Annotated in this window: 22 protein-coding genes; 13 read left to right on the top strand and 9 right to left on the bottom strand. The window is 70.7% G+C overall.

Annotated elements, in window-relative coordinates; translation table 11 throughout:
• Positions 1-32 precede the first annotated feature (32 nt).
• Positions 33-857: an IclR family transcriptional regulator gene (locus Q8X39_RS07590; protein ID WP_305749044.1), complete on the bottom strand. Its 825-nt coding sequence runs from the start codon at positions 855-857 to the stop codon at positions 33-35.
• A gap of 86 nt (positions 858-943) precedes the next feature.
• On the opposite strand from Q8X39_RS07590, the gene Q8X39_RS07585 reads away from it, so the two are divergent.
• The 10 genes from Q8X39_RS07585 (at position 944) to Q8X39_RS07540 (ending at position 12723) form a co-directional block, all read left to right on the top strand.
• Entirely contained in the window at positions 944-1876 is a 933-nt protein-coding gene (locus Q8X39_RS07585; protein WP_305749043.1) for an amidohydrolase family protein, read from the top strand.
• A gap of 35 nt (positions 1877-1911) precedes the next feature.
• Positions 1912-3495, top strand: coding sequence for a sugar ABC transporter ATP-binding protein (locus Q8X39_RS07580; RefSeq protein ID WP_305749042.1), 1584 nt, complete (start codon positions 1912-1914; stop codon positions 3493-3495).
• A gap of 62 nt (positions 3496-3557) precedes the next feature.
• Positions 3558-4577 (top strand): ABC transporter permease, encoded by a 1020-nt coding sequence (locus Q8X39_RS07575; RefSeq protein ID WP_305749041.1) that lies wholly within the window; start codon positions 3558-3560, stop codon positions 4575-4577.
• A gap of 121 nt (positions 4578-4698) precedes the next feature.
• Complete coding sequence (locus Q8X39_RS07570; protein ID WP_407067979.1) at positions 4699-5637, top strand: ABC transporter substrate-binding protein; 939 nt, start codon at positions 4699-4701, stop codon at positions 5635-5637.
• Between the two features lie 175 nt (positions 5638-5812).
• Positions 5813-6607: an SDR family oxidoreductase gene (locus tag Q8X39_RS07565; protein ID WP_305749040.1), complete on the top strand. Its 795-nt coding sequence runs from the start codon at positions 5813-5815 to the stop codon at positions 6605-6607.
• Between the two features lie 70 nt (positions 6608-6677).
• On the top strand, positions 6678-7439 hold the full coding sequence (locus Q8X39_RS07560) for an SDR family oxidoreductase (RefSeq protein ID WP_305749039.1): 762 nt from the start codon (positions 6678-6680) through the stop codon (positions 7437-7439).
• Positions 7440-7473: 34 nt separating this feature from the next.
• On the top strand, positions 7474-8340 hold the full coding sequence (locus tag Q8X39_RS07555) for a fumarylacetoacetate hydrolase family protein (RefSeq protein ID WP_305749038.1): 867 nt from the start codon (positions 7474-7476) through the stop codon (positions 8338-8340).
• 14 nt (positions 8341-8354) lie between these two features.
• Positions 8355-9905 (top strand): UxaA family hydrolase, encoded by a 1551-nt coding sequence (locus Q8X39_RS07550; protein ID WP_305749037.1) that lies wholly within the window; start codon positions 8355-8357, stop codon positions 9903-9905.
• Positions 9906-9994: 89 nt separating this feature from the next.
• Entirely contained in the window at positions 9995-11386 is a 1392-nt protein-coding gene (locus Q8X39_RS07545) for a phosphomannomutase/phosphoglucomutase (protein WP_305749036.1), read from the top strand.
• Between the two features lie 38 nt (positions 11387-11424).
• Positions 11425-12723 (top strand): 3-deoxy-D-manno-octulosonic acid transferase, encoded by a 1299-nt coding sequence (locus Q8X39_RS07540; RefSeq protein WP_407067988.1) that lies wholly within the window; start codon positions 11425-11427, stop codon positions 12721-12723.
• A gap of 40 nt (positions 12724-12763) precedes the next feature.
• Here Q8X39_RS07540 and Q8X39_RS07535 read toward each other — a convergent pair whose 3' ends face one another.
• The 7 genes from Q8X39_RS07535 to Q8X39_RS07505 form a co-directional block, all read right to left on the bottom strand.
• A complete protein-coding gene (locus tag Q8X39_RS07535) occupies positions 12764-14110 on the bottom strand; it encodes a TolC family outer membrane protein (protein ID WP_305749034.1) in 1347 nt (448 codons plus the stop codon).
• A gap of 54 nt (positions 14111-14164) precedes the next feature.
• Positions 14165-14506, bottom strand: a complete 342-nt coding sequence (locus Q8X39_RS07530) for a rhodanese-like domain-containing protein (RefSeq protein ID WP_305749033.1) — start codon at positions 14504-14506, stop codon at positions 14165-14167.
• A 22-nt stretch (positions 14507-14528) separates the two neighbouring features.
• Entirely contained in the window at positions 14529-15182 is a 654-nt protein-coding gene (locus tag Q8X39_RS07525) for a protein-L-isoaspartate O-methyltransferase family protein (protein WP_305749032.1), read from the bottom strand.
• Between the two features lie 69 nt (positions 15183-15251).
• Positions 15252-15962: a TetR/AcrR family transcriptional regulator gene (locus tag Q8X39_RS07520; protein ID WP_305749031.1), complete on the bottom strand. Its 711-nt coding sequence runs from the start codon at positions 15960-15962 to the stop codon at positions 15252-15254.
• A 148-nt stretch (positions 15963-16110) separates the two neighbouring features.
• Positions 16111-16635: a hemerythrin domain-containing protein gene (locus Q8X39_RS07515; RefSeq protein ID WP_305749030.1), complete on the bottom strand. Its 525-nt coding sequence runs from the start codon at positions 16633-16635 to the stop codon at positions 16111-16113.
• 91 nt (positions 16636-16726) lie between these two features.
• Positions 16727-17230: a SirB2 family protein gene (locus tag Q8X39_RS07510; protein ID WP_305749029.1), complete on the bottom strand. Its 504-nt coding sequence runs from the start codon at positions 17228-17230 to the stop codon at positions 16727-16729.
• Between the two features lie 5 nt (positions 17231-17235).
• Positions 17236-19671, bottom strand: coding sequence for a UvrD-helicase domain-containing protein (locus Q8X39_RS07505; protein ID WP_305749028.1), 2436 nt, complete (start codon positions 19669-19671; stop codon positions 17236-17238).
• A 70-nt stretch (positions 19672-19741) separates the two neighbouring features.
• Here Q8X39_RS07505 and Q8X39_RS07500 point away from each other — a divergent pair, with 70 nt between their 5' ends.
• The 3 genes from Q8X39_RS07500 (at position 19742) to Q8X39_RS07490 (ending at position 23898) form a co-directional block, all read left to right on the top strand.
• Entirely contained in the window at positions 19742-20803 is a 1062-nt protein-coding gene (locus tag Q8X39_RS07500; RefSeq protein WP_305749027.1) for a patatin-like phospholipase family protein, read from the top strand.
• Between the two features lie 135 nt (positions 20804-20938).
• On the top strand, positions 20939-22633 hold the full coding sequence (locus Q8X39_RS07495) for a GGDEF domain-containing protein (protein WP_305749026.1): 1695 nt from the start codon (positions 20939-20941) through the stop codon (positions 22631-22633).
• A 287-nt stretch (positions 22634-22920) separates the two neighbouring features.
• On the top strand, positions 22921-23898 hold the full coding sequence (locus Q8X39_RS07490) for a GMP reductase (RefSeq protein ID WP_305749025.1): 978 nt from the start codon (positions 22921-22923) through the stop codon (positions 23896-23898).
• A 94-nt stretch (positions 23899-23992) separates the two neighbouring features.
• On the opposite strand, the gene Q8X39_RS07485 is transcribed toward Q8X39_RS07490, so the two are convergent.
• Complete coding sequence (locus Q8X39_RS07485; RefSeq protein WP_305749024.1) at positions 23993-25570, bottom strand: undecaprenyl-phosphate glucose phosphotransferase; 1578 nt, start codon at positions 25568-25570, stop codon at positions 23993-23995.
• Positions 25571-25683 lie beyond the last annotated feature (113 nt).

Genomic DNA, 25683 nt, shown 5'->3' with positions numbered 1-25683 from the left:
CGATCTTCCCACGGCCCGCGCAGCGGCCGGTTTCAGCGGATCGACAAGGCGCGCGCGGCCTCGGCCAGGCGCAGCCGCGTCTGCACGATGTCCGGGCCGGGATGGCGGTCGATGCGGCGGATGAAGGGGCAGGTCAGCACCGCGATCGCGTGGCCGTCCGGGCCCAGCACCGGCATCGACAGGTCGGTGATGCCGAAGGTCTGCTGGCTCTCGCCCTGCCAGCCGCCGTCGACGCGGACCTGCGCCAGCGCGGCGGCCAGGTCGGCCTCGGACATCGGCACCTCGCCTTCGAGTGCCTCGTGCGAGGCCAGCATCTCGGCCCGCCGCCGGTCGTCCTGGTAGGCCAGCAGCACGTGTCCCGAGCCGGTGTCGAGCAGGCTGACGCGCGCGCCCAGCCGCAGCGAGAAGCCGAGCTTGTGCGGGCTGCTGACCTGCGCCACGACGGTCAGGTTGCCGCGGTCGTAGACGCCCAGGTGGCAGCTCTGCTCGACCGCCTGTGCGAACGCTTCCATCACCGGCACCGCCCGCGCGGCCAGCCGGTTGACCGGCGGGTGGCGGTGCGCCAGCACGAACAGCTTCAGGCTCAGCGCATAGCGGTCGCCCTCGGACGAGCGGCTGACATAGTCGCGTGCCACCAGGCGTTCGAGCATGCGGTAGATCTCGCTCGGGCTGCGGCCCATCGCCTTGACGATCTCGCCGCGCGTCAGGCCGGTGGGCTGCTCGCTCAGCAGTTCGAGGATGTCCAGGCCCTTGTCCAGCGCCGGGGCGCGATAGCGGTCCTGCTCCCGGTCCCGGTCCGGATCCGTCCGGGCAGGGTCCGCGCTTCGGGTAAGTCCTGGGCTGGTTTCGGGGTTCATCGCATGGCGAACGAGTTCATTGATGGATATTCTGTTCGCAGATGAATTAACTTCGCCACGGTTTCCGGCTCCTGACTTACCCCGACATGACCGCTCCCGCCGCCCCAGCCCAGCCTGTCGATCCGGTCCGACCGCCGCGCGTCGATGCCCACCAGCATCTCTGGCGGCTGGCGCGTGGCGACTACCGCTGGCTGCGTGCCGACGTGCCGGCGCTGGCGCCGATCCACCGCGACTTCGAGCCCGATGACCTGCTGCCGCTGCTGCAGGCTCACGGCGTGAGCCAGACCGTGCTGGTCCAGGCAGCCGACAGCGAGGCCGAAACCGAATACATGCTGCAGCTTGCCACGCTGCACGGCTGGATCGGTGGCGTCGTCGGCTGGGTCGACCTGAGCCGGCGCGAGTCGGTCCCGGCCCTGCGGCGCTGGGCCGGCCATCCGAAGTTCAAGGGCGTGCGGCCGATGCTGCAGGACCTGCCCGAGGCCGACTGGATCGCGCGCCTGCCGCACCCGGAGGTCATGGCCTGCATCGCCGACCTCGGCCTGCGTGTCGACGCGCTGGTGCAGCCCTGGCACCTGAGCCACCTGCTGCGCTTCCTGGACCGTCACCCGGACCTGCCCGTGGTGATCGACCATGCCGCCAAGCCCCAGCTGGCCTCGCGCGACGAGGCCGGCGGCTGGCACGCCGACTGGGCGCAGCCCTGGCGTGCCGGCATGACCGAGCTGGCGTCCCGGCCGGGCCTGCACTGCAAGGTCTCCGGCCTGCTGACCGAGGCGGACGGCGCAGCCCGTGCCGGTGGTGCCGCAGGTCGCCAGGCGCTGCAACCGGTCTGGCACCTGCTGCGGTCGACCTTCGGCCCGCAACGGCTGATCTGGGGCAGCGACTGGCCGGTGCTCAACCTGGCGGCCGACTACGCCGCATGGATCGCGCTGAGCGACGAACTGATGCAGGACCTGTCGCCCGAGGAGCAGCGCGCCATCCGGCACGACAACGCGGTGGCCTTCTACGGGCTGACCCTCTAGCCGACTAAATCAAGGCATTCGATCATTTCCCGGACATGAGCACAGCCGCACCTTCCACGCCCGCCCTGCGCGGCACGCCGATCGTCCAGATCACCGACTTGTGCAAGGCGTTTTCCGGCGTCAAGGCGCTGGACCGTGGGCGGTTCGAACTGCTCGGCGGCGAGGTCCACGCGCTGATGGGCGAGAACGGCGCGGGCAAGTCCACGCTGATGAAGGTGCTGGCCGGCGTCTACCAGAAGGATTCCGGCGAGGTGAGGATCGACGGCCAGCCGGTCGAGATCGCCGACCCGCGTGCCGCGCAGGCGCTGGGCATCGGCATCGTCCATCAGGAACTCAACCTGATGAACCACCTGAGCGCGGCTCACAACATCTTCGTCGGGCGCGAGCCGATGAAGCTTTTCGGCCTGGTGCTGGACGAGGATGCGATCAACGCGCAGGCGGCGGCGATCTTCGCGCGCATGCACCTGCACCTGGATCCGCGCACCGTCGTCGGCGAGCTGACCGTGGCCAAGCACCAGATGGTGGAGATCGCCAAGGCGCTGAGCTTCGACTCGCGCGTGCTGATCATGGACGAGCCGACCGCGGCGCTGAACGATGCCGAGATCGCCGAGCTGTTCCGCATCATCCGCGGCCTGAAGGCGCAGGGCGTGGGCATCGTCTACATCTCGCACAAGATGGACGAGCTCAAGCAGATCTCCGACCGCGTCACCGTCATGCGCGACGGCCAGTACATCGGCACGGTGCCCACCGCCGGCACGCCGATGGAGACGATCATCTCGATGATGGTGGGCCGCACGCTCGACACCGCCCACCGGGTCGTGCCCGACACCTCGGCCAACGAGGTGCTGCTCGACGTGCGGGGCATCAGCCGCGGCCACGCGATCAGGAACGCCAGCTTCACGCTGCGCCGTGGCGAGATCCTCGGCCTGGCCGGCCTCATGGGCGCGGGCCGCACCGAGCTGGCGCGCGCGGTCTTCGGCGCCGACCCGATCGACGCTGGCGAGGTCCATGTGCGTGGCCGCAAGGTGCAGATCCGCTCGCCACAGGACGCGGTGGCGCACGGCATCGGCTACCTGTCCGAGGACCGCAAGCGCTACGGCCTGGCCACCGGCCTGGACGTCGAGACCAATGTCGTGCTGGCCACGCTGGACCGCTTCAGCAGCGGCGGCTTCTGGCTCGACCAGAACGCCATCCACGCCACCGCTCGCGACTACGTGCAGCGCCTGGCGATCAAGACGCCCTCGGTCGAGCAGCAGGTGCGCCTGCTCTCGGGCGGCAACCAGCAGAAGATCGTGATCGCCAAATGGCTGCTGCGCGACTGCGACATCCTGTTCTTCGACGAGCCGACACGCGGCATCGACGTGGGCGCCAAGAGCGAGATCTACAAGCTGCTCGACGCGCTGGCCGCGCAGGGCAAGGCGATCGTGATGATCAGCAGCGAGCTGCCCGAGGTGCTGCGCATGAGCCACCGCGTGCTGGTGATGTGCGAAGGCCGCATCACCGGTGAGCTCGCCGCGGCCGAGGCCACACAGGAATCGATCATGCACCTGGCCACGCTGCGGCCCTCGTCGGTGGACCCGGCGGACAGCGTCGACGACCTGGCCGGCCAGCCCGCCTGACCGACACGGTCCGAACGACGCGCCGCCTTCTTCCCCCCGCCTCACCTTTCGACCCGCCCGCCATGACCACTCAAGCACAGCCAACGCCACCGATCGACGCCACCGGTCCGCGCCGAGGCCTGTTCCATCCGGCTGCGCGCCAGAAGCTGCTGGCCTTCGCCAGCCTCGTCGCGCTGATCGCGGTGTTCTGCGTGCTCAAGCCCGACGCCTTCATGACGATGGACAACTTCATCGGCATCCTGCAGGCGACCAACGTGATCGGCGTGCTGGCGGTGGCCTGCACCTTCGTCATCATCACCTCCGGCATCGACCTGTCGGTGGGCGTGCTGATGACCTTCACCGCCGTCATGGCCGGCGTGTTCATGACCAACTGGGGCTGGCCGATGATCATCGGCGTGCCCGCCACCATCGTGATGGGCGCGCTGGTGGGCGCCACCTCGGGCCTGGTCATCACCAAGCTCAAGGTCACGCCCTTCATTGCCACGCTGGGCATGATGATGCTGCTCAAGGGCGCCTCGTTGCTGATCACCGAGGCCCGGCCGATCTACTTCAGCGACGTCGAGGGCTTCGACGCGATCTCGCTGGGTTCGGTGGTCGAGAAGGTGCTGCCCTTCCTGCCCATCCCCAACGGGGCGCTGATCTTCCTGAGCGTGTGCGTGGTCAGCGTCATCATCCTCAACAAGACCAAGCTCGGCCGCTACACCTTCGCGCTCGGCAGCAACGAGGAAGCGGTGCGCCTGTCGGGCGTCAACGCCGACCGCTGGAAGGTCATCGTCTACACGCTCAGCGGCGCGATCTGCAGCATCTCCGGCCTGCTGGTGGCCTCGCGGCTGAACTCGGCCCAGCCGGCGCTCGGACAGGGCTACGAGCTCGATGCCATCGCGGCGGTCGTGATCGGCGGCACCTCGCTGGCCGGCGGAACCGGCACCATCCTCGGCACGGTGATCGGCGCCTTCATCATGAGCGTGCTCATCAACGGGCTGCGCATCATGTCGGTGGCGCAGGAATGGCAGATGGTGCTGACCGGCCTGATCATCATCCTGGCCGTCTACACCGACAACCTGCGCAACAAGCGCAAGTGATCCGGCAGGCCGCACCGTGCCGGCGGATGTGCGCCGGACGGTGGCCTGCGACGTTGAAGTGAACGGGGTTCTACACGCGGCTCGCCCCTCCATCCAAGCAGCCCGACAACAGGAGACATCCATGATCTGCAAGCGCAAACTTCTGGCCCTGACCGCCGCGATGACCTTGGCCGGCTTCGGCTCGGCCGCCCAGGCCCAGGAGGTCTACATCCCCCTGATCTCCAAGGGCTTCCAGCACCAGTTCTGGCAGGCCGTGCGCGCCGGCGCCGAGCAGGCGGCCAAGGACTTCAAGGTGAAGATCACCTACGAAGGCCCCGAGACCGAGCAGATGGTCGACAAGCAGATGGACATGCTCTCGGCCGCCCTGGCCAAGAAGCCCGCTGCCATCGGCTTCGCCGCCACCGACTCCAAGGCCGCCATCCCGCTGATGAAGAAGGCCCGCGAGATGAAGATCCCCGTGGTCGCCTTCGACTCGGGCGTGGACAGCGACGTGCCGGTGACCACCGCCGCGACGGACTCCAAGGCCTCGGCCGCGCTGGCTGCCGACAAGGTCGCCGCGATGATCGGCAGCGACGGCGAAGTCGCCGTGATCGCGCATGACCAGGTCTCCAGCACCGGCAAGGACCGCCGCGACGGCTTCGTCAACCAGATCAAGGCCAAGTACCCGAAGATCAAGATCGTCGACATCCAGTACGGCGGCGACCAGCTCAAGGCCAACGACATCTTCAAGACCATGGTCAAGGCCCACCCGAAGGTCAAGGCCATCTTCGCGACCAACGAAGGTGCCGCCATCGGTGCCGGTACGGCCAAGAAGGAGATCAAGTCGGCCGTGATCCTGGTGGGCTACGACTCGGGCAAGGGCCAGAAGGACATGATCATGGACGGCACCATCGCCGGCTCGATCACCCAGAACCCCGTGGGCATCGGCTACAAGGTCGTCGAGTACGGCCTGAAGGCGGCCAAGGGCGAGAAGGTGCCGAACCGCATCGACACCGGCTTCTACTGGTACGACAAGTCCAACATCGCCGACCCGAAGATCGCGGCCGTCCTGTACGACTGATCGATCCTGACCCAGGTGGGGTCCTGTCCTGCACGTCGTGCCGCCGGCTGACCACCGCGCGGGTGCAGGGTCGGGGACCGGGTGGGGGGCGGCGGGCTGAAGGGGCCTGCCGCCCAGCCTCCTGCGGTGGGTCGCCGCAGCCTCAGCCTCAGCCTTAGCCTCATCTCCGACCGACATGGACCTCCACCTCGCCGGCAAGCCGGTCATCGTGACCGGCGGCGGTTCCGGCATCGGCGCCGCGATCTCGCGTGCGCTGGCCCAGGAAGGCGCCATTCCCGTCATCTTCGGGCGCGCCCCGCTGTCGCCCGATTTCTCGGCCGAGCTGCAGGCCCTGCAGCCGGCCTGCAGCTTCCACCGCGTCGAACTCACCGACGAGGCCGCCTGCACGCAGGCCGTGGCCGATGCGGTGGCCCGCCACGGCGGCATCGCCGGGCTGGTCAACAACGCCGGCGTCAACGACCACGTCGACCTGGCGGCTGGCCGCGAGCCCTTCATGCGCTCGATCGAGCGCAACCTGACCCACGTCTACCTGATGGCCCACCTCTGCCTGCCGCACCTGCGCGCGGCGCGCGGGTCCATCGTCAACATCGGCTCCAAGACCTCGCTGACCGGCCAGGGCGACACCAGCGGCTACACCGCCGCCAAGGGCGCCATGCTCGGCCTGACGCGCGAATGGGCCGTGGCCCTGCGCGGCGACGGCATCCGTGCCAACGCGGTGGTGGTCGCCGAGGTGCTCACGCCGATGTACGAACGCGAGCTGGCCAAGATGCCCGACCCCGAGGCGGTGCGGCGGGCCATCGAGCGCCGCATCCCGCTGGGCCAGCGCTTCACGACCGCGCAGGAGATCGCCGACACGGTGGTCTTCCTGCTGTCGGACCGCTCGTCGCACACCACCGGTCAGTGGGTGGTCGTCGACGGCGGCTACACCCACCTGGACCGTGCGCTGGACGGTCCGGCCCAGCGCACCTGATCGTCCGCGCGGGCCGCTCGCGCACCGCCACGGACGGCACCTTCGAACGCATTCCTGCAGGAGTTTCGACATGACTGGACGACTGGCCGGCAAGACCGCGCTGCTCACCGCCGCAGGCCAGGGCATCGGCCACGCCACCGCTCGGGCCTTTGCCCGCGAGGGTGCCCAGGTGATCGCCACCGACATCAATGCCGAGCTGCTCGAACGCCTGGCGGTCGACGGCGGCGGCGCCATCCGCACCCAGGTGCTGGACGTGCGCGATGCCGAGGCCATCACCGCGCTGGCCTCCCGGGTCGGCCCCATCGACGTGCTGTTCAACGCCGCCGGCTACGTGCATGCCGGCAGCATCCTCGATTGCGACGAGGCCGCCTTCGACTTCTCCATCGACCTCAACGTGCGGGCCATGTACCGGATGATGCGAGCCCATGTGCCGGGGATGCTGGCGCAGGGCAGGGGCTCGATCATCAACGTGGCCTCGGTCGCGTCGAGCATCAAGGGCGCGCCGGGCCGCTTCGTCTACGGCGCGACCAAGGCGGCGGTGATCGGGATGACCAAGTCCGTCGCGGCCGACTACGTGGCCCGCGGCGTGCGGTGCAACGCGATCTGCCCCGGCACCGTCGAGTCGCCGTCCTTGCGCGAGCGCATCCGGTCCCAGGCCGCGGCCAGCGGCAAGTCCGAAGCCGAGGTCGAGGCGATGTTCGTCTCGCGCCAGCCCATGGGCCGGCTTGGCAGCGCCGAGGAAATCGCGATGCTGGCGGTCTACCTGGCCAGCGACGAGGCCGCCTTCACCACCGGCACCGTGCACGTCATCGACGGCGGCTGGTCCAATTGACGTCCGACCCATCCCGATCCAAGAGAACCGCGCCATGAAGCTGTTGCGACTGGGCCCCAAGGGCCATGAGAAACCCGCCATCCTCGACGCCGCCGGACGGCCGCGTGACCTGTCCGGCCTGCTGCACGACATCAGCGCCCGCACGCTGACGCCCGAAGGCCAGGCCGCCCTGCGTGCCGTCGACGTCGAGCGCCTGCCGCTGCTGGCGGCGAACCAGCGCATCGGCCTGCCGTGGACCGGCTGCGGCAAGTTCCTGTGCGTTGGCCTGAACTACGCCGACCATGCGGCCGAGTCCGGTGCGCAGGTGCCGGCCGAGCCGGTGCTGTTCACCAAGCACACCTGCACGATGGTCGGTGCCAACGACCCGGTCGTGCTGCCGCAGGGTTCGGTCAAGACCGACTGGGAGGTCGAGCTTGGCGTGGTGATCGGCAAGACCGCCCGCTACGTCGGTCAGGACGAGGCGCTGGCGCACGTGGCCGGCTACTGCGTCGTCAACGACGTGTCCGAGCGTGAGTACCAGCTTGAACGCAGCGGCACCTGGGACAAGGGCAAGGGCTGCGACACCTTCGGTCCGGTCGGCCCCTGGCTGGTCACGGCCGACGAGATCGCCGACCCGCAGCAGCTCGACATGTGGCTGGACGTCAGCGGCGTGCGCCGCCAGACCGGCAACACCCGCACGATGGTCTTCGGCGTGGCTCATCTGGTGAGCTACATCAGCCGCTTCATGACGCTCTACCCGGGCGACCTGATCACCACCGGCACGCCGCCGGGCGTGGGCATGGGCATCAAGCCGACCGCCGTCTACCTGAAGCCCGGCGACCGCATGCGCCTGGGCATCGCCGGCCTGGGCGAGCAGCACCAGTCGGTGCATGCCTGGGACCCGGCGCTGATCGACGGCTGAGCAGGAGCGCGCACATGAGTCACGACCCGAGCCGGACCGATCCGGCCATCCGCATCCATCCCGCCGATGACGTCGCCATCGCGCGCCGCCAGCTGCTGTCCGGCACCCGGCTGGAGAGCCTGGGCGTGACCGTGGCGGGCCTGGTCCCGCCGGGCCACAAGATCGCGCTGCGCGACCTGCCCGAAGGCACGCCGGTGCGGCGCTACAACCAGGTCATCGGCCACACCAGCGCGGCCGTGGCGGCCGGCCAGCATGTGCACAGCCACAACCTGCGCTATGCCGAGTTCGCCCGCAGCCACGAGGTCGGCGTCGATGCGCGCCATCCGGCCGCACCGGCCGAGCCGGCCACCTTCGAGGGCATCGTGCGGGCCGACGGCCGTGTCGCGACGCGCAACTACATCGGCATCCTGACCTCGGTGAACTGCTCGGCCACCGCCGCACGGGCGATTGCCGACCACTTCCGCCGCGACATCCACCCGCAGGCGCTGGCACCCTATCCGAACGTCGACGGCGTGGTCGCGCTGACCCACGGCGCGGGCTGCGCCACCGCCAGCGAGGGCGAGCCGATCACGGTGCTGCGGCGCACGCTGGGCGGCTACGCGCGGCATGCCAACTTCGCGGCGGTGCTGATCGTCGGCCTGGGCTGCGAGACCAACCAGATCCAGGGCCTCGTGGCCCAGGAGGCCCTGGAGGAGGGCACCCGGCTGGTGACCTTCACGATCCAGGACAGCGGCGGCACCGCCAGGACGGTGGCGCGCGGCATCGAGGCGGTCCAGCGCCTGCTGGCGGACGCCAACCGGGTGCAGCGCCAGACCGTGTCGGCCCGTCACCTGGTGGTCGGCCTGCAATGCGGCGGCTCGGACGGCTACTCCGGCATCAGCGCCAACCCGGCGCTGGGCGCGGCGGTCGATCGGCTGGTCGCGCACGGCGGCAGCGCCATCCTGTCGGAGACGCCCGAGATCTACGGCGGCGAGCACCTGCTCTTGCGCCGCGCGGTCTCGCAGGGCGTGGCCGACAAGCTGCTGGCGCGCATCCGCTGGTGGGAGGACTACACCGCGCGCAACCACATGCAGATGGACAACAACCCCTCGTCGGGCAACAAGGCGGGCGGGCTGACCACCATCCTCGAGAAATCGCTCGGTGCCATCGCCAAGAGCGGCACGACCGCGCTGGTCGACGTGCTCGAGTACGCCGAGCCGGTGCCGGCCGGCACGCACGGCCTGCTCTACATGGACACGCCGGGCTACGACCCGGTCTCCGCGACCGGCCAGGTCGCCGGCGGGGCCAACCTCATCTGCTTCACCACCGGCCGCGGCTCGGCCTACGGCTGCGCGCCGTCGCCGTCGCTGAAGCTGTCGACCAACACGGCCCTCTGGCAGCGTCAACAGGAAGACATCGACCTGGACTGCGGCCCCATCGTGGACGGCCTGGCCAGCATCGACGAGATCGGCGAACAGATCTTCCGGCAGATGCTGCGCACGGCCTCCGGCGAACGCACCGCCAGCGAACGGCATGGCTACGGGCAGAACGAGTTCGTGCCGTGGCAGCTCGGTGCGGTGATGTGACGGCCCCCGAGGGCAGGGCGGTCGGCGGGGCTCCCTAGAATCCCGCCCGTCCCGACCCCACTCGGCGCCTGCCCGCGCCAGCCCCCACCATGCAACTCACGCCCTCGGCCTTCAAGGCCTATGACATCCGCGGCATCGTCGGCCAGGCCCTCGACGAGACCTTTGCCGAGCACCTCGGTCGCGCCTTCGGCAGCGAGGCGCTCGCGGCCGGCGAGAAGGCGGTCGCGGTCGGGCGTGACGGGCGCCTGTCGGGGCCGGGGCTGGCCGCCGCGCTGATGCGCGGGCTGGCGTCGACCGGGCTGGACGTGGTCGACCTGGGCGCGGTCACCACACCGATGCTGTACTACGTCGCCGCGACCCGTGGCGCGCAGGGCTGCCGCAGCGGCATCCAGGTCACGGGCAGCCACAACCCGAAGGACTGGAACGGCTTCAAGATGGTGCTGGCCGGCGTGGCCATCCACGGCGAGACCATCCAGGGCCTGCGCCGGCGCATGGAAACCGAGGACTACGTGCAGGCGCCGGGCGGGCGCATCGCGGCCATGGACATCGTGCCGGAGTACGGCCACCGCATCACCAGCGACTGCCGCCTGGCACGGCCGATGAAGGTCGTCGTCGATTCGGGCAACGGCATTCCCGGCGCCTCGGCTCCCGGCATCCTGCGTGCGCTGGGCTGCGAGGTCATCGACCTGTACAGCCGCGTCGACGGCCATTTCCCCAACCACCATCCGGACCCGTCCAAGCTCGAGAACCTGGCCGACCTGGTCAAGGTCGTGCACGCGACCGAGGCCGAGCTGGGCCTGGCCTTCGACGGCGACGGCGACCGGCTCGGGCTGGTCACGCGCGACGGCGAGATCATCTTCCCGGACCGCCAGATGCTGCTGTTCGCCCGCGACATCCTGGCCCGCCAGCCGGGGGCGACCATCATCTTCGACGTCAAGTGCTCGCAGCGCCTGCCCGCCGGCATCCTCGACGCCGGTGGCGTGCCGATGATGTGGAAGACCGGCCACTCGCTGGTCAAGGCCCGCCTGCGCGAGACCGGCGCGCCACTGGCCGGCGAGATGAGCGGCCACATCTTCTTCGGCGAGCGCTGGTACGGCTTCGACGACGCGACCTACACCGCCGCGCGGCTGCTGGAGATCCTGTCTCGCTTCGACGATCCGAGCGCCGTCCTCAAGGTCCTGCCGACCAGCTACAGCACGCCCGAACTGAACGTCGCGGTGCCGGCCGGAAACCAGCACGAGATCGTCGAGCGCCTGATCGCCCAGGCCGACTTCCCCGGCGCCACGATCGGCACCATCGACGGCCTGCGCGGCGACTACCCGGACGGCTTCGGCCTGATCCGCGCATCCAACACGACGCCGGTGCTGGTGCTGCGCTTCGAGGGCCACACCGAGGCGGCGCTGCACCGCATCGAGGCCGACTTCATGGCCGCGCTGCGCCGCGTCATGCCCGAGGCGCAGGTCCAGCAGGCGGCGCATTGAGCCCTTCGTCGCCGGGGACGGCACCCGCCGTGACGCCGCTGCGCGCCGCGCTGGCCCGCAATGCCTACGCCACGCTGCTGCGGCTGCTGACGCCGCTGCTGGTCGCCCGCCTGTGCTGGCGTGCGCGGCGCGAACCGGCCTACGGCCTGGCGGTCGGCGAGCGCTTGGGCCTGGGCGACCGGACGCCGCCTGGCGCGCTCTGGCTGCATGCCGTCTCGCTGGGCGAGACGCGCGCGGCCGAGCCGCTGATCCAGGCCCTGCGTGCGGCCCGGCCGGGCCTGCGCCTGCTGCTGACCAGCGGCACGGCGACCGGCCGCGAGACCGCCGCGACGCTGCTGTGCGACGGCGACGCGCAGCGCTGGCTGCCCTTCGACACGCCCGGCGCGGTGCGGCGTTTCCTGCGCCGTCACCGGCCGGCCGTCGGTGTGCTGATGGAGACCGAGGTCTGGCCCGGCCTTCAGCATGCGGCCGCCCGGGCCGGCGTGCCGATGGTGATCGCCAACGCGCGGCTGTCGGACAAGAGCCTGCGCAAGGCCCTGCGACTGGATGCGCTGATGCGCCCGGCGGTTGGCACCGTGGCGCTGGCCTTGGCGCAGACCGAGGCCGATGCGCAGCGCCTGCGCGCGGCCGGCGCACCACAGGTGCGGGTCAGCGGCAACCTGAAGTTCGACCTGCGCCCGGACCCGGCCCTGCTGGCCCGTGGCGAGCGGTGGCGGCAGACCTCGGCCGGCCGGCCGGTCGTGCTGGCCGCGAGCTGGCGCGAGGGCGAGGACGCGCCCCTGCTGTCGGCCTGGATCGCGGCGATGGCGCGCTGGCCGGGTCGGCCCGGACAGCGCCCGCGCCTCTTGCTGGTGCCGCGCCACCCGCAGCGCTTCGACGAGGTCGCGGCGCTGGTGGTGGCTCAGGGACTGAGCCTGTCACGCCGCAGCGGCTGGGCCGACGGGCCGGGCGGCGAGGCGGTCGATGCCGACGTCTGGCTGGGTGACTCGATGCGCGAGATGGCGGCCTACTACGCGCTGGCCGACGTCGCGCTGCTGGGCGGCAGCTACGCGCCGCTGGGTGGCCAGAACCTGATCGAGGCGGCCGCCTGCGGCTGTCCGGTCGTGATGGGGCCGCACACCTTCAACTTCGCCGACGCGGCGCAGTGGGCGCAAGCGCAGGGCGCGGCCGTGCGGGTGGACGATCTGCCCTCGGGCGTGCAGGCCGCGCTGGACCTGTGCGCCCAGGCCGATCGTCATGCCGCGATGGTGGCCGCTGCGCGGGCCTACGCGGGCGCCCACCAGGGCGCCGCACAGCGCATGGCCGAGGCGATCCTGGCGGTCATGGATGGACGCTGACGGACGCTGACGGACAGGCACCCGGCAGCGCCCGAGCGCCTCACTTCGCCAGCAGCCCGTTGACCGTGTCGAGGTCCTGCGGGGCCAGCACGCCGGCCGCCTGGCGCAGGCGCAGGCCGTTGACCAGCACGTCGTAGCGGGCCTTGGCCAGGTCGCGCTGGGTCGAGAACAGCTGGGTCTGCGCGTTCAGCACGTCGAGGTTGACGCGCACGCCGACGCGGTAGCCGGTCTGGGTCGCCTCCAGTGCCAGCTTGGACGAGGACTCGGCCGCCTCCAGCGCGCTCACCTGGGCCTGGCCGGACTGCACGCCGAAGTAGACCTGGCGGGTCGCCTGGGCGACCGCGCGGCGGGCGTTGTCGAGGTCGTTGCGCGACTTCTCCTCCAGCGCCACGGCTTCCCTGACCTGGTTCTGCAGCGCGCCGCCGGTGTACAGCGGCAGCTTGAAGGTCAGGCCGACCTTGGCGTTCTTGGCGAAGCCGGTGCCGCCGGCCGAGTTGGCCGCCGCGCCGGAGTTGTGGGCGACGCCGGCCGTGCCTTCCAGGTCCAGCGTGGGACGTTCGCCGGCGTCGGTGCGGCGGGTCTCCAGCTGCGCGATCTCGTAGGCGGTGCGGGCCTTGCGCACGCTGGGCGCCTCGCCGGCCTTGCTGACCCAGGACTCGACCTCGTCACCCGCCAGCGTGGGCAGGGCAACCGGCTGCAGCAGCGGTGCGGGCTCGATGCCGGTCTTGCCGACCAGCTGGTCCAGCGCGATCTTCTTGCTGCGCAGGTCGTTGTCGGCCGCGATCTCCTGGGCGGTGGCCAGGTCGAAGCGGGCCTGGGCCTCTCGCGTGTCGGTGATGGTCGCGGTGCCGACCTCGAAGTTGCGCCGGGCCGAGGCCAGCTGCTCGCTGATGGCCTTCTTGTTGGCCTGCGCCGTGGCCAGCGTGTCGCGTGCGCCGAGCACGTCGAAATAGGCCTGGGTGACGCGCACGATCAGATCCTGCTCGGCGGTGGACAGGTCTGCCTCGATGAGGTCGAGCGACTTGCGCGCCTTGTCCACCGAGGCCGAGTTGGCCTGGTTCCACAGCGGCTGGACCGCGCTGATGCCGACGTTGGCGGTGTTCAGGCCGCGCATGCCGCTGACCGGGGTGTCGGTCTGGGTGCGCGAGACGCCGCTGCTCAGGCCGACCGTGGGACGCAGCAGCGACTCGGCCTGTTCGGCCCGGGCCCGGCTGGCCTGTGCCTGCGACAGCGCGGCCAGGTAGGACGCGTCGTAGCCACGCGCGATGTCGTAGAGCTCGCGCAGGTTCTCGGCCTGGGCCGGTGCGGCGAGCAGCCCGAGTCCCAGGCCATGCACGGCCGCCAGGATCAGCAGGGACAGGGGCTTGCGACGGAACGTGACGGTCATCGGGGGTCCTCGGGTGGGCCTCAGGGGAGTGGCGGGAGCGCCCGCGCCGGCGCTTCAGTAGCGCGGCACGGATGGGTCGATCAGGTGGGACCAGGCGTCGATCCCGCCCATGATGTTGAACACATGGGGGTAGCCCTGCCGGTCCAGGAACAGGGCCACCTGAAGGCTGCGCATGCCGTGGTGGCAGAGCACCAGCACCGGCTCGTCGGCCGGCAGTTCGGACAGGCGCTCGGGGATCTGCTGCATCGGGATGGCCCGCAAGTCCAGGTCGGGCTCGCGGATGCTGGCGGTCTCGCACTCCCAGGGCTCGCGCACGTCCAGCAACACCGGACGTCGGCCCTCGGCGCGCCATTGCGCGAGCTGGGAGCCGATCTGGGCGACGGTCAGTTGCTGCATGGCGTGCGCGGCTGGCCCCGGATCAGAAGCTGAAGCGGGTCGGCTCGCCGAAGCCATCCAGGCGCGGCGCGACGACGTCGAAGAGCGTCTCGGTGCGCCAGGTGGCGTCACCGCTGCGCACGATGCGCAGCGCCCGCATCATCGGCAGCTGGCCGACGATGCCGACCAGGCGGCCACCGACCTTGAGCTGCTGCAGCAGCGACGGCGGCACGTCGGCCACCGAGCCCGACAGCAGGATCGCGTCCCAGGGGCCCTGCACGGCGGCGGCATCGCTGCCATCGGCCTGGCGCACCTCGACGTTCATGATCTTGGCGCTGCGCAGGTTCTCGCGCGCCATCGCGACCAGCTCGGGCCGGTTCTCCAGCGCGACGACCTGCTGGGCCTTGTGCGACAGCAGCGCGGCCATGAAGCCACTGCCGGCGCCGATCTCGAGCACCTTCTCGTGGCGGTGCGGGGCCAGTTCCTGCAGCAGGCGGGCCTCGACGCGCGGGGCCAGCATCGCCTGGCCGGCGGGCAGCGGGACCTCGAGGTCCATGAAGGCCACCGTGCGATGGGCGGCGGGCACGAAGTCCTCGCGCTTGACCACGGCCAGCAGCGACAGCACCGAGCTGTCCAGCACGTCCCACGGACGGATCTGCTGCTCGATCATGTTGAAGCGGGCTTGTTCGACGTTCATGGTGTTCTGGCCTTCCGGTGTCGCGCGATTCGAGGGTGGCGCGCGGGGGTTGCGAGTAAACCCGCGATTTTAGGAGGCGGCCGTTGGCACGGCAGCGACGTCCGGTTGCATCTGTCGCAGACCCCGCAACAGCAGCTCGAAATGGGCCTTGATGAAGGTCAGCGGCTCGCCGATCGAGGCGGCAGCCTCGCAGGCGCCCAGCGAATGCCGGTGCACGCACAGCATGATCATCGGCAGCAGCAGCGAATGCACCGCCGCAGCCACGTCGACCTCGCGGAACTCGCCCCGGCCGATGCCGCGCCGGATCACCTGTTCCATCACGCGATGGCCGGGCTCGACCACCTCGCGGTTGTAGAACTCGGCGATCTCCGGGAAGTTGCGCACCTCCGTGATGATGAGCTTGAAGACGCCCGAGGCGTCGCTGCCGATCACGCCGGCCCACCAGGGCGCGACCACCTCGGTCAGCAGCTCGGCGGTGCTGCCGGTGTGCGCGGCGACGGTCTCGATCGCCTCGGCGATGGGCGTCGACAGCCGGCTGCGGATGACCTCCTTGAGCAGCTCTTCCTTGCTGGCGTAGTACAGGTAGAGCGTGCCCTTGGAGACACCGGCGCGGCGCGCGACCTCGTCGATGCGGGTGGCGGCGTAGCCCTTCTCGACGAAGAGCGACAGCGCGGCGTCGAGCAGCTCGTCCGGACGCTCGGCCTTGCGGCGCTGGTGCGACGGGGCGCTGGCGTCGGTGGATTCGACGTGTTCGACGGGTTCGAGGAGGGGCTGGATCACGGTCAGGCGGTCGGGCGGTCAGGCAAGCGCGTCAGCCGGTCATCGTTCCGGGGTGGGAAAGGACGTTAATGACTGACTGGTCAGTAATATAGGCATCGGAACCGAAGCGGTCAAGCCGGCTGGCCCTGGCGCGTGAACGGGGACCGCTTCAGCGCACGCCGCGCCGGCGGGCCATCTCGTCGCCCATGGCCTGCAGCGCGGCGGCATCCAGGCCGGGGCGGGTCAGCGGATAGGCCTCGTCTTCCTCGACCGCGATGTGGACCCGGTAGAGCGCCGCGAAGCCGGCGACGTCGTGCAGGCCCTGGGCCGGCGCATGGCCTTCGGTCAGCGTGACCAGCAGCGGGCGCAGCGCGCGCCATTGCTGGTCCATGCGGCGGTGCTCGCCGCGCAGGCGCTCGGCCAGCGCGGCATGGCCATGGGCTTCGAGGCGGGGCAGCACGTGGCGTTCCTCGTCCTCGTGGTGGTGTGGCGCGGCCAGGTCGAAGTAGCGCAACAGGTCCGCAGCGGCGGAGCGGGCGTTGGTGTCGGCGCCGTGGCGCGTGACGTGCTCGCTCAGGCGTTCGAGCAGGCCGAGCATGCGTTCGACCCGTTCGTGGCAGCTCGTGAGCATCTCGTAGGGGCTGTCGTAGCCGGCGGCGGGGCTGGGGTGCAGGCTGGCGGGCACGGTGCTCATCGGCGTTCTCCTGGCGGTCGAGCGTCCCTGGCGCGAGAGTCGCCGGGCGCTGCGTGCGTGACGGGGTCCGGATCGGACGGTACGCCCGTTTTCAGCCGGCGGACCGCCGCTTCATCAACGGCCGGACCCCAGGCAGGGTGGACGACTGCGCGAGGGTCGTGGCGACCGCCGTGTGACCGATGACATCGCGCAGCCAGCCGGCCGGGTCGTGCCGTCGCGCGACGGTGTACATCGTCACCAGCAGCGCCAGCGCCGCGATGCCGCACAGCGCCCGGGCCATCCAGCCGCGTCCCCGCTTGAGCGCGACGGTGCCCAGCACGATGTAGGCGACCAGCAGCAGCAGCTTGGCGCCCAGCCAGTGCTGCGCCAGCGGGTTCAGGCCCAGGCCGGTCCAGAGCGTGGCGCCGGCCAGCAGCAGCAGGCTGTCGATGACCATGCTGGTGTGCCGCCAGGTGGCCGCCATGGGCCAGCGGGCGCCGGCCAGGGTGGCCAGCCAGCGCAGCGCGAACAGGCTGCCGCTGGTCATGACCAGGCCGATGTGGGCGTGCCGGAGGCCGGGATAGGCCACGCCGAAGAGGTCGTGCAGGTTGGCCATCGCGTTCACTCGATCGGGGTCAGCTTGGCCACGCTCAGGGCCAGCCACTTGGCGCCGTGGCGGCCGAAGTTGACCTGCGCGCGGGCGTCCGCGCCGGTGCCTTCGAGGGTCAGGATGACGCCTTCGCCGAACTTGTTGTGGAACACGCTCTGGCCCTGGCGCAGGCCGTGGCCGTTGTCCTTGGCGGCCGACTGGCGCATCGCGGCGGGCACCGGCGCAGCCCAGGACGGCGGTGGCGCCGGCGGCGGGCTCCAGCCCGGGTTGCGGCCGGCGCCGACCATCGACCCCAGGCCGCTGCCGCGCTGCCAGGCCTGCTGGTAGCTGGTCTCGAAGCCGGAGCCGAAGCCCTGGTTCTTCGGGCTGATCCACTTCAGCGCGGCCTCGGGCAGCTCGTCGAGGAAGCGGCTCTTGATGTGGTATCGCGTCTGGCCGTGCAGCATGCGGGTCTGGCTGAAGCTCAGGTAGAGCCGCTGGCGCGCCCGCGTGATCGCCACGTACATCAGCCGGCGTTCCTCCTCCAGCCCGTCGGCCCCGTGGGCGCTGACGCTGGTCAGCGAGTTCTCGTGCGGGAACAGGCCTTCTTCCAGGCCGGTGATGAAGACGGCGTCGAACTCCAGGCCCTTGGCCGCATGCACCGTCATCAGCTGGACGGCGTCCTGGCCGGCCTGGGCCTGGTTGTCGCCAGCCTCCAGCGCGGCATGGGTCAGGAAGGCGGCCAGCGGCGACAGGATCTCGCCGGTCTCGGCATCGGGCAGCAGGTCGACCCGGGCGATCGCCTCGGGCTCGCCCGGCTGCGGCGCGGCGATGGTGCCGGGCGCGGTCTCGTCGACCGGCAGCGCGATGACGTCCTTGCCGAAGCCTTCCTGGGTCACGAAGGCCTCGGCGGCGGTCACCAGTTCTTCCAGGTTCTCGATCCGGTCCTGGCCTTCCTTCTCGGTCCGGTAGAAGGTGACCAGCCCGCTGGCGTCGAGCATGCGCTCGATGATCTCGCGCAGCGTCGCGCCGCGGGTGCGCTCGCGCAGATCGTCGATCAGGCGCTGGAAGCCGGCCAGCTTGGTGCCGGCTGCGCCGCCGACCGCGCCGACGCTCTGGTAGAGGCTGCGGCCGCTGCTGCGCGCGGCGTCCTGCAGCTGCTCGACGCTGCGCGCGCCGATGCCTCGGGCCGGGAAGTTGACGACGCGCAGGAAGCTGGTGTCGTCGTTGGCGTTCTCGATCAGCCGCAGGTAGGCCAGCGCGTGCTTGATCTCGGCCCGCTCGAAGAAGCGCAGGCCGCCGTAGACGCGGTAGGGCACGCCGGCGTTGAACAGCGCCGACTCAATCACCCGCGACTGCGCGTTGCTGCGGTAGAGCACCGCGATCTCGCTGCGCGCGGTGCCGCCGCGGTGCAGCTGCTGGGCCTCGTCGAGCAGCCACTGCGCTTCCGCATAGTCGCTGGTGGCCTCGTAGACGCGGATCGGCTCGCCCGGTCCGGCCTCGGTGTGCAGGTTCTTGCCCAGGCGGCGGCTGTTGTGGGCGATCAGCGCGTTGGCCGAATCGAGGATGTTGCCGAAGCTGCGGTAGTTGCGCTCCAGCTTGATCAGGTGGCGCACGCGGTACTCGCGCTCGAAGTCGCTCATGTTGCCGACCTGCGCGCCGCGGAAGGCGTAGATGCTCTGGTCATCGTCACCCACCGCGAACAGCGCCGCGCTGTGGGCGCCGTCGGGCGGTCCGGCCAGCATCTTCAGCCACAGGTACTGCAGCCGGTTGGTGTCCTGGAACTCGTCGACCAGGATGTGGCGGAAGCGGCGCTGGTAGTGCTCGCGGATCTCCGGGTGGTCGCGCAGCAGCTCGTAGCTGCGCAGCATCAGCTCGGCGAAGTCGACCACGCCCTCGCGCTGGCACTGGTCCTCGTAGGCCTGGTAGATCTCGACCAGCGTGCGGGCCTGGCCGTCGTGCTGCGGCAGGTCGTGCGGTCGCTTGCCTTCTTCCTTCGCGCCGGCGATGGCCCAGGTCATCTGCTTGGGCACGAAGCGCTCCTCGTCCAGGTTGAGCGCCTTGATGACGCGCTTGACCGCCGACAGCGTGTCGCCGCTGTCGAGGATCTGGAAGGTCTGCGGCAGGTTGGCGATCTTCCAGTGGGCCCGCAGGAAGCGGTTGCACAGGCCGTGGAAGGTGCCGATCCACATGCCGCGCACGTTGTAGGGCAGCAGGGTCGACAGCCGCGTGACCATCTCCTTGGCCGCCTTGTTGGTGAAGGTCACCGCCATCAGCCCGCCCGGACCGACCTGGCCGGTCTGCAGCAGCCAGGCGATGCGGGTGGTCAGCACGCGGGTCTTGCCGGAGCCGGCGCCGGCCAGGATCAGCGCCGGTTCGGCGGGCAGCGTGACCGCCGCGAGCTGCTCCGGGTTGAGGTTGGCGAGCAGGCTCGGGGGGACGCTGGGGTAGGACGGCTGACCATTCATCCGGGCATTCTATTTTTGTGGCCATACTGCACTGCAGCATCGCGCCCATCCTGGGTGCAGGAAGGTGCCGATGAACGTGTTCCGCAGCCCTGTCCGCCTCAGCCTCGCCCTGCAGGGCGGGGGCGCCCACGGCGCCTACACCTGGGGCGTGCTGGACGCCCTGCTGGCCGAACGGCGCTGGGCGATCGACGCCGTCAGCGGCACCAGCGCCGGGGCGCTCAACGCGATCGTGCTGGCCGACGGGCTGACCCGCAGCGGCGGCGATCCGGATGCCGCGCGCGAGGCGCTGGCGGCCTTCTGGCTCGAGGTCGGCACCGCCTTGCCCTTCGAGTGGTTCGCCGGCGGCGATCCGGACCAGCCCGGCCTCGCGCCGGTCGCCCGCGTCGCGTTGCAGTGGACCCAGCTGCTGTCGCCCTACCAGCTCAACCCGCTGGGCCTGAACCCGCTGCGCGAGCTGCTGCTGCGCTGCGTCGACTTCGAGCGCCTGCGCGCGGCCAGCCCGGTGCGGCTGCACATCGCCGCGACCTCCGCCCGCACCGGCGCGCTGCGGCTGTTCCGCGAGCATGAGCTGACGGTCGACATGGCGATGGCCTCGGCCTGCCTGCCGACGCTGCACCACGCGGTCGAGATCGACGGCGAAGCCTGGTGGGACGGCGGCTACAGCGCCAACCCGGCGCTGGCCCCGCTGGTCGAGCCGGCTGGCGACGGTGCGCAGGCCGACGACCTGCTGATCGTCATGCTCAGCCCGCTGGCCTATGCCGCGCCGGGCGCACACCCGCCGACCAGCGTGGCCGAGATCCGCGTGCGCGCCGCCGAGATCGCCTTCAACGCGACCTTCCGCTGCGAGGCCGCCCAGATCGGCCTGGCCTGCGATGCCGCCCGGCGCGAGAACTGGTTCGCCGCGCGCCTGTCCGGCGTCCGCCAGCAGCGCCTGCGCCGGCTGCGCTGGCACCTGATCGACGCCCAGGACGCGCTGGGCCACCTCGCCAGCGAGACCAAGCTGCTGGCGCATCGGCCGTTTCTGGAAAAACTGCGCGACCTGGGGCAGGCGAGGGCGCAGGTGTGGCTAGAGGGAGACGCGCCCCGAGTCGGCAAAACATCCACGGTTCAGCTGGCTAGCCTGTTCGCCTGAATCGGGGATGGGGGACATCCGGTCGCGTGGGTATTCTGGATTTCGTGTCCTTCCGATCGAATGCCGTGCCCTGCGGCACGGAGACTGGGGGACGCCAGCGCCCGCTGTCCGGCGCGTCCGACCTGCCCATCCGCCATGACGTCCTCGACCCTTGCCGCCGCCGCCAAGGCAGCCCCGAACGCCGCGCCCGACATCACCGCCACGGTGATCCAGGCCGATCAGGCGCTGCTGCTCAAGGCCTGGCAGACCCTGCGCGCACCGGGCCAGCCGGTCGATCCGTCCGCCTTCGAGGGCCACCGCTGGTCGGCCATGGCTGGCCACTGGCTGCTGCTGCGGCGGGAGGGCCCCGGCGACCTGCGCGTGCGTCGCCAGGGCCTCGTCCACCTGGCCCAGACGGAGCAGGACCTGGCCGGCAAGCTGCTGTCGAGCTGGCAGGGCGCCGAAGCCCTGCTGGCCGCGGCGATCGAGGTGCTCGACAGCCGCAGGCCGCGATGCCGCATCGACTGGGGCCAGTCCGGTCAGCCGGTGCTGAGCTGGCGCGAGCTGCTGCTGCCGCTCAAGGATGCACAAGGCCGTGACTGGCTGCTGATCGACCGCCGCGTCCACGAGTGGCGCCACCAGCACGTCGACCACGTGCTGCAGGCCAGCCCGACCGCGATGCTGGGCCTGCGGGCCCTGCTGGACGAGCGCCAGGTCGTGCGCGACTGGCGCATCACGCTGGCCAACCCGGCGCTGGGGCGCCTGCTGGGCGTCGACACCTCCGAGCTGGTCGGCCGCACCGTGGCCGGTGCGCTGGTGCTGTGGCCGCAGCTGGACCTGGCCGCCGATTGCGTCGCCGCGATGCACGGCGGCAGCGCCCGCGAGCTGCAGCGCGTGCTCAACGACGACAAGGCGGCACCGCGGCCGATCGCGGTCCATGTCGCGCCGCTGTCCGATGGCGTCGTGCTGAGCCTGACCGACCCGTCGGCCCAGCGTCCGCGCAGCGCCGGCGAACACCGTCTGGGCGGCACCGACGTCGGCACCGGCCTGACCGACCGGCAGGGCTTCGACGAGCGCCTGCGTGCCGAGGCACTGTGCGCGCGGCGGGCCGGCGACAACCTCAGCCTGGTGCTGGCCGAGATCGACCATTTCCCGGCCTACATGCAGGCCAAGGGCAGCCGGGCCGGCGAGACAGCGGTGCGCCGCATCGCCCGCCTGCTGGCCGGTGCCTGCGAACGCGAGAACGACCTGGTCGCGCGCATCGGCATCCAGTCCTACGCCATGCTGCTGCCGGCCACCGACCTGCGCGGCGCCAGCGAGGTGCTGGGTCGCCTGCGCCGGGCCCTGCAGCGTGCGGCGGCGACGTCCGGCGACGAGGCCGGCGGCCTGACGCTGAGCCTGGGCCTGGCCGGCTTCCGGCGCGACTTCGACGAGGTCGATCTGGTGGAGCGCGCCGAACAGGCGCTGATCGAGGCCCGCCTGTCGGGCGGCGATCGCCTCGTGGTCGACGTCAGCTCGCAGCCGGGCGCCTCGCTCGATGGCGACGATGACCCGGCCGGTGACGGCGGCACGCCCTCGTCGCTGGCCGGCATGGAAACACGGGACATGCTGGAGTGGACCGACTCGGCGCTCAGTGACCTGGGCGCGCTGGGCAACGAGGTGATGTCTCGCTTCACCATGACCGCCATGCTCGACGACCATGCGCCGACCATTCCCGACGACCTGCGCAGCGTGCGCCACCCGGACCCGATGCCGGGCGCGCGACGTGACCTGCCGCTGGACCTGTCGATGGACCTGCCGCGCAGCGGTGGCTGGGCCGGCGCGTCGCGTCATGGCCCGCGCCACCGCTGAAGGATCGTCCCGCACCCTCGCCGGGGCCTTGCCCGCCAGGCTCGCCGAGCGTGGGGGCGATGCGTAAAATCAGACACCGGGCCCAAATTCTGAGCCCGGTTGTCCGTGCCCTCCACCGCCCACGCTGGCGGCCTTCGGAGGGCCCGGCCCGGTCCCAGGTCAAGCGCTCGCAGCCTTGTGACGGCACTGCGACAACGCCGTTGCGATACCACGCCGCGCCCGATGCGCGATGACGACGCTCATCGCGAGCCCGAGGGTTCGGCGTGACCTGACGAGAGCCTTCTGCGATGGAAATCTTCGACTACGACAACGTCCTGCTGCTGCCGCGCCAATGCCGCGTGGAAAGCCGCAGCGAGTGCGATCCCTCGATCGAGTTCGGCGGCCGCCGCTTCAAGCTGCCGGTGGTGCCGGCCAACATGAAGACCGTGCTGGACGAGCGCATCGCGCGCTGGCTGGCCGACAACGGCTACTTCTACGTGATGCACCGCTTCGACCTCGACGCCGTCGCCTTCGCCCGCGACATGCGCGAGGCCGGCCTGTTCGTCTCGATCAGCTCGGGCGTCAAGGAGGCCGACTACGCGGTGATCGACCAGCTGGCCACCACCGGCGTCGGCGCCGACTACATCACCATCGACATCGCCCATGGCCATGCCGAGAGCGTGCGCCGCATGATCGGCCACATCAAGACCCGCCTGCCCGACACCTTCGTGATCGCCGGCAACGTCGGCACGCCCGAGGCGGTGATCGACCTGGAGGCCTGGGGAGCCGACGCGACCAAGGTCGGCATCGGGCCGGGCAAGGTCTGCATCACACGCCTGAAGACCGGCTTCGGCACCGGCGGCTGGCAGCTCAGTGCGCTGAAGTGGTGTGCCCGCGTGGCGACCAGGCCCATCATTGCCGACGGCGGCATCCGCCACCACGGCGACATCGCAAAGAGCGTGCGCTTCGGCGCGGCGATGGTGATGGTCGGCTCGCTGTTCGCCGGCCACGAGGAATCGCCCGGCTCGACCGTCGAGGTCGACGGCAAGCTCTACAAGGAGTACTACGGCTCGGCCAGCGACTTCAACAAGGGCGAATACAAGCACGTCGAGGGCAAGCGCATCCTCGAACCGGTCAAGGGCAAGCTGTCCGACACGCTGCGCGAGATGCAGGAGGACCTGCAAAGCTCGATCAGCTACGCCGGCGGCAAGGTCCTCGGTGACCTGCGACGCGTCAACTACGTCATCCTCGGCGGCGAGAACGCCGGCGAGCACCTTTTAATGTGACAGGTCGACCCCACCGGCCGCCGCAGGGCCGCCCCAAGGCGGCCGGTACCCCCGCGGGGGGTGGTTCCGGTAACCCGGAACCGGGGGCCCAAAATTAATAGGCGTTGCGGTCGAAGAAGGCGAGGAAGGCGGTTCTCACGATGATCCGCAGGTCCAGCGCCAGGCTCCAGTTGCGCAGGTATTCGAGGTCCAGGCGGACCCGCTCGGCCATCTTGTCGGTGGTGTCGGTCTCGCCGCGGCTGCCGTTGACCTGGGCCCAGCCGGTGATGCCCGGGCGGACCTTGTGGCGGACCATGTAGGCCTTGATCAGCTCGCGGTACTGCTGGTTGTGGGCCAGTGCGTGCGGGCGCGGTCCGACGATGCTCATGCGGCCCTGGAGCACGTTGATGAACTGCGGCAGCTCATCCAGAGAGGTGCGGCGCAGGAAACGGCCGAAGGGCGTGACGCGCACGTCGTCGCGGGTGGCCTGGCGCACCACCGCGCCGTTGTCCATCGTCGTCATCGAGCGGAACTTGTAGACCACGATCTCGCGGCCGTCCAGGCCGTGGCGGCGCTGCCGGAAGATCACCGGCCCCGGCGAACTCAGCTTGATGCCCAGCGCGATGGCCAGCATCAGCGGCGCGATCAGCGCCAGGATCAGCGTCGACAGCACCATGTCGCTGCCGCGCTTGAGCAGTGCGTTGGTGCCGATGAAGGGACTCTCAAGCAGGCCCACCACCGGCATGCCGTCGATGTTGCGCACGCGGCCCTGGATGACCTGCACGCGCATCACATCCGGCACGAAGTAGACCGTGCAGGCGGCGTCCTGCAGGGCGCTGACGAGCTGGGTGATGCGCGGCTGCGCGCCCAGCGGCAGGGTGATGTAGGCGTCCCGCACGCCGTGGCGGGCGATCACCTCGCGGATCTCGGCCAGCGTGCCCTTGATGTCCGCAGCGCGGGCACCGGGAACGCGGTCGAGCTCGCGGTCCTCCACGAACCCGACGAAGTCGTAGCCCACCGAGGCACGTTGCCGCAGCACCTCGGCCATGCGCTGACCGACCTCGCCCGCGCCGATCACCAGGGCGGCGCGCCGCAGCTGCGGGTTGCGGGCCATGTGGCGCAGCAGCGCGTGGCCGCTCAAGGCCAGGCCGAAATGCATCAGCGGCGCGGCCACCAGCCACGCGACCAGCACCTCGGGCGTGTAGAACTTGACCGAGTCGGTCGCGAAGCCGACCAGCCCCAGCACGCTGCAGACCACCAGCCAGGACGACACGATGCCGCCGAGCGCCACCTTGGGCGAGGCATGGAAGCGGTTGGTTCCGGGGAAGGTCAGCACCAGCACGCCCAGGCTGAGCAGCTGCGTGGCCCGGTCGATCGGTTCGTCGGCCAGCGTGGTGATCAGCAGCAGCGCCAGCACCGACAGCAGCGGTTCGGCGATGCCGGCGACGAAGCTGGTGATCGACTGCGGCGGAATCGGCGCGAAGCCATAGGGGCTGCTCGCGACCGCAGCGGGCTGGCGCGCGGGCGTCGTCGACTTCGGCTTCTGCCACTGGGAGACCTGGGCATTGCCCGGTTCCCTGTGGGCGTCACCGGCCGGCGCGTCGACCGAGGGGGCGGGATCGGCGCGGTGGTCCAGGTGCGCGGCGTCGCGCAGGGGCAGCGTGGCGGAGGGAGAGGGATTGCCTTGGGGCATGTGCCGCATTCTGTCGGGGCAGGCCCGGGTTTCTGTCGAGTCCAGCCGAGTTTGCCGGGCGATCGGAGAAAACTGCACGAAGCCCGCCACCACACGCACGCCAACTTGAGGGG

Source organism: Leptothrix discophora (genome assembly GCF_030705305.1).
GTDB classification, from domain to species: domain Bacteria; phylum Pseudomonadota; class Gammaproteobacteria; order Burkholderiales; family Burkholderiaceae_C; genus Sphaerotilus; species Sphaerotilus discophorus.
Note: the sequence above shows the minus strand (reverse complement) of the source record. Positions and strands in the feature narration are given on the sequence as shown.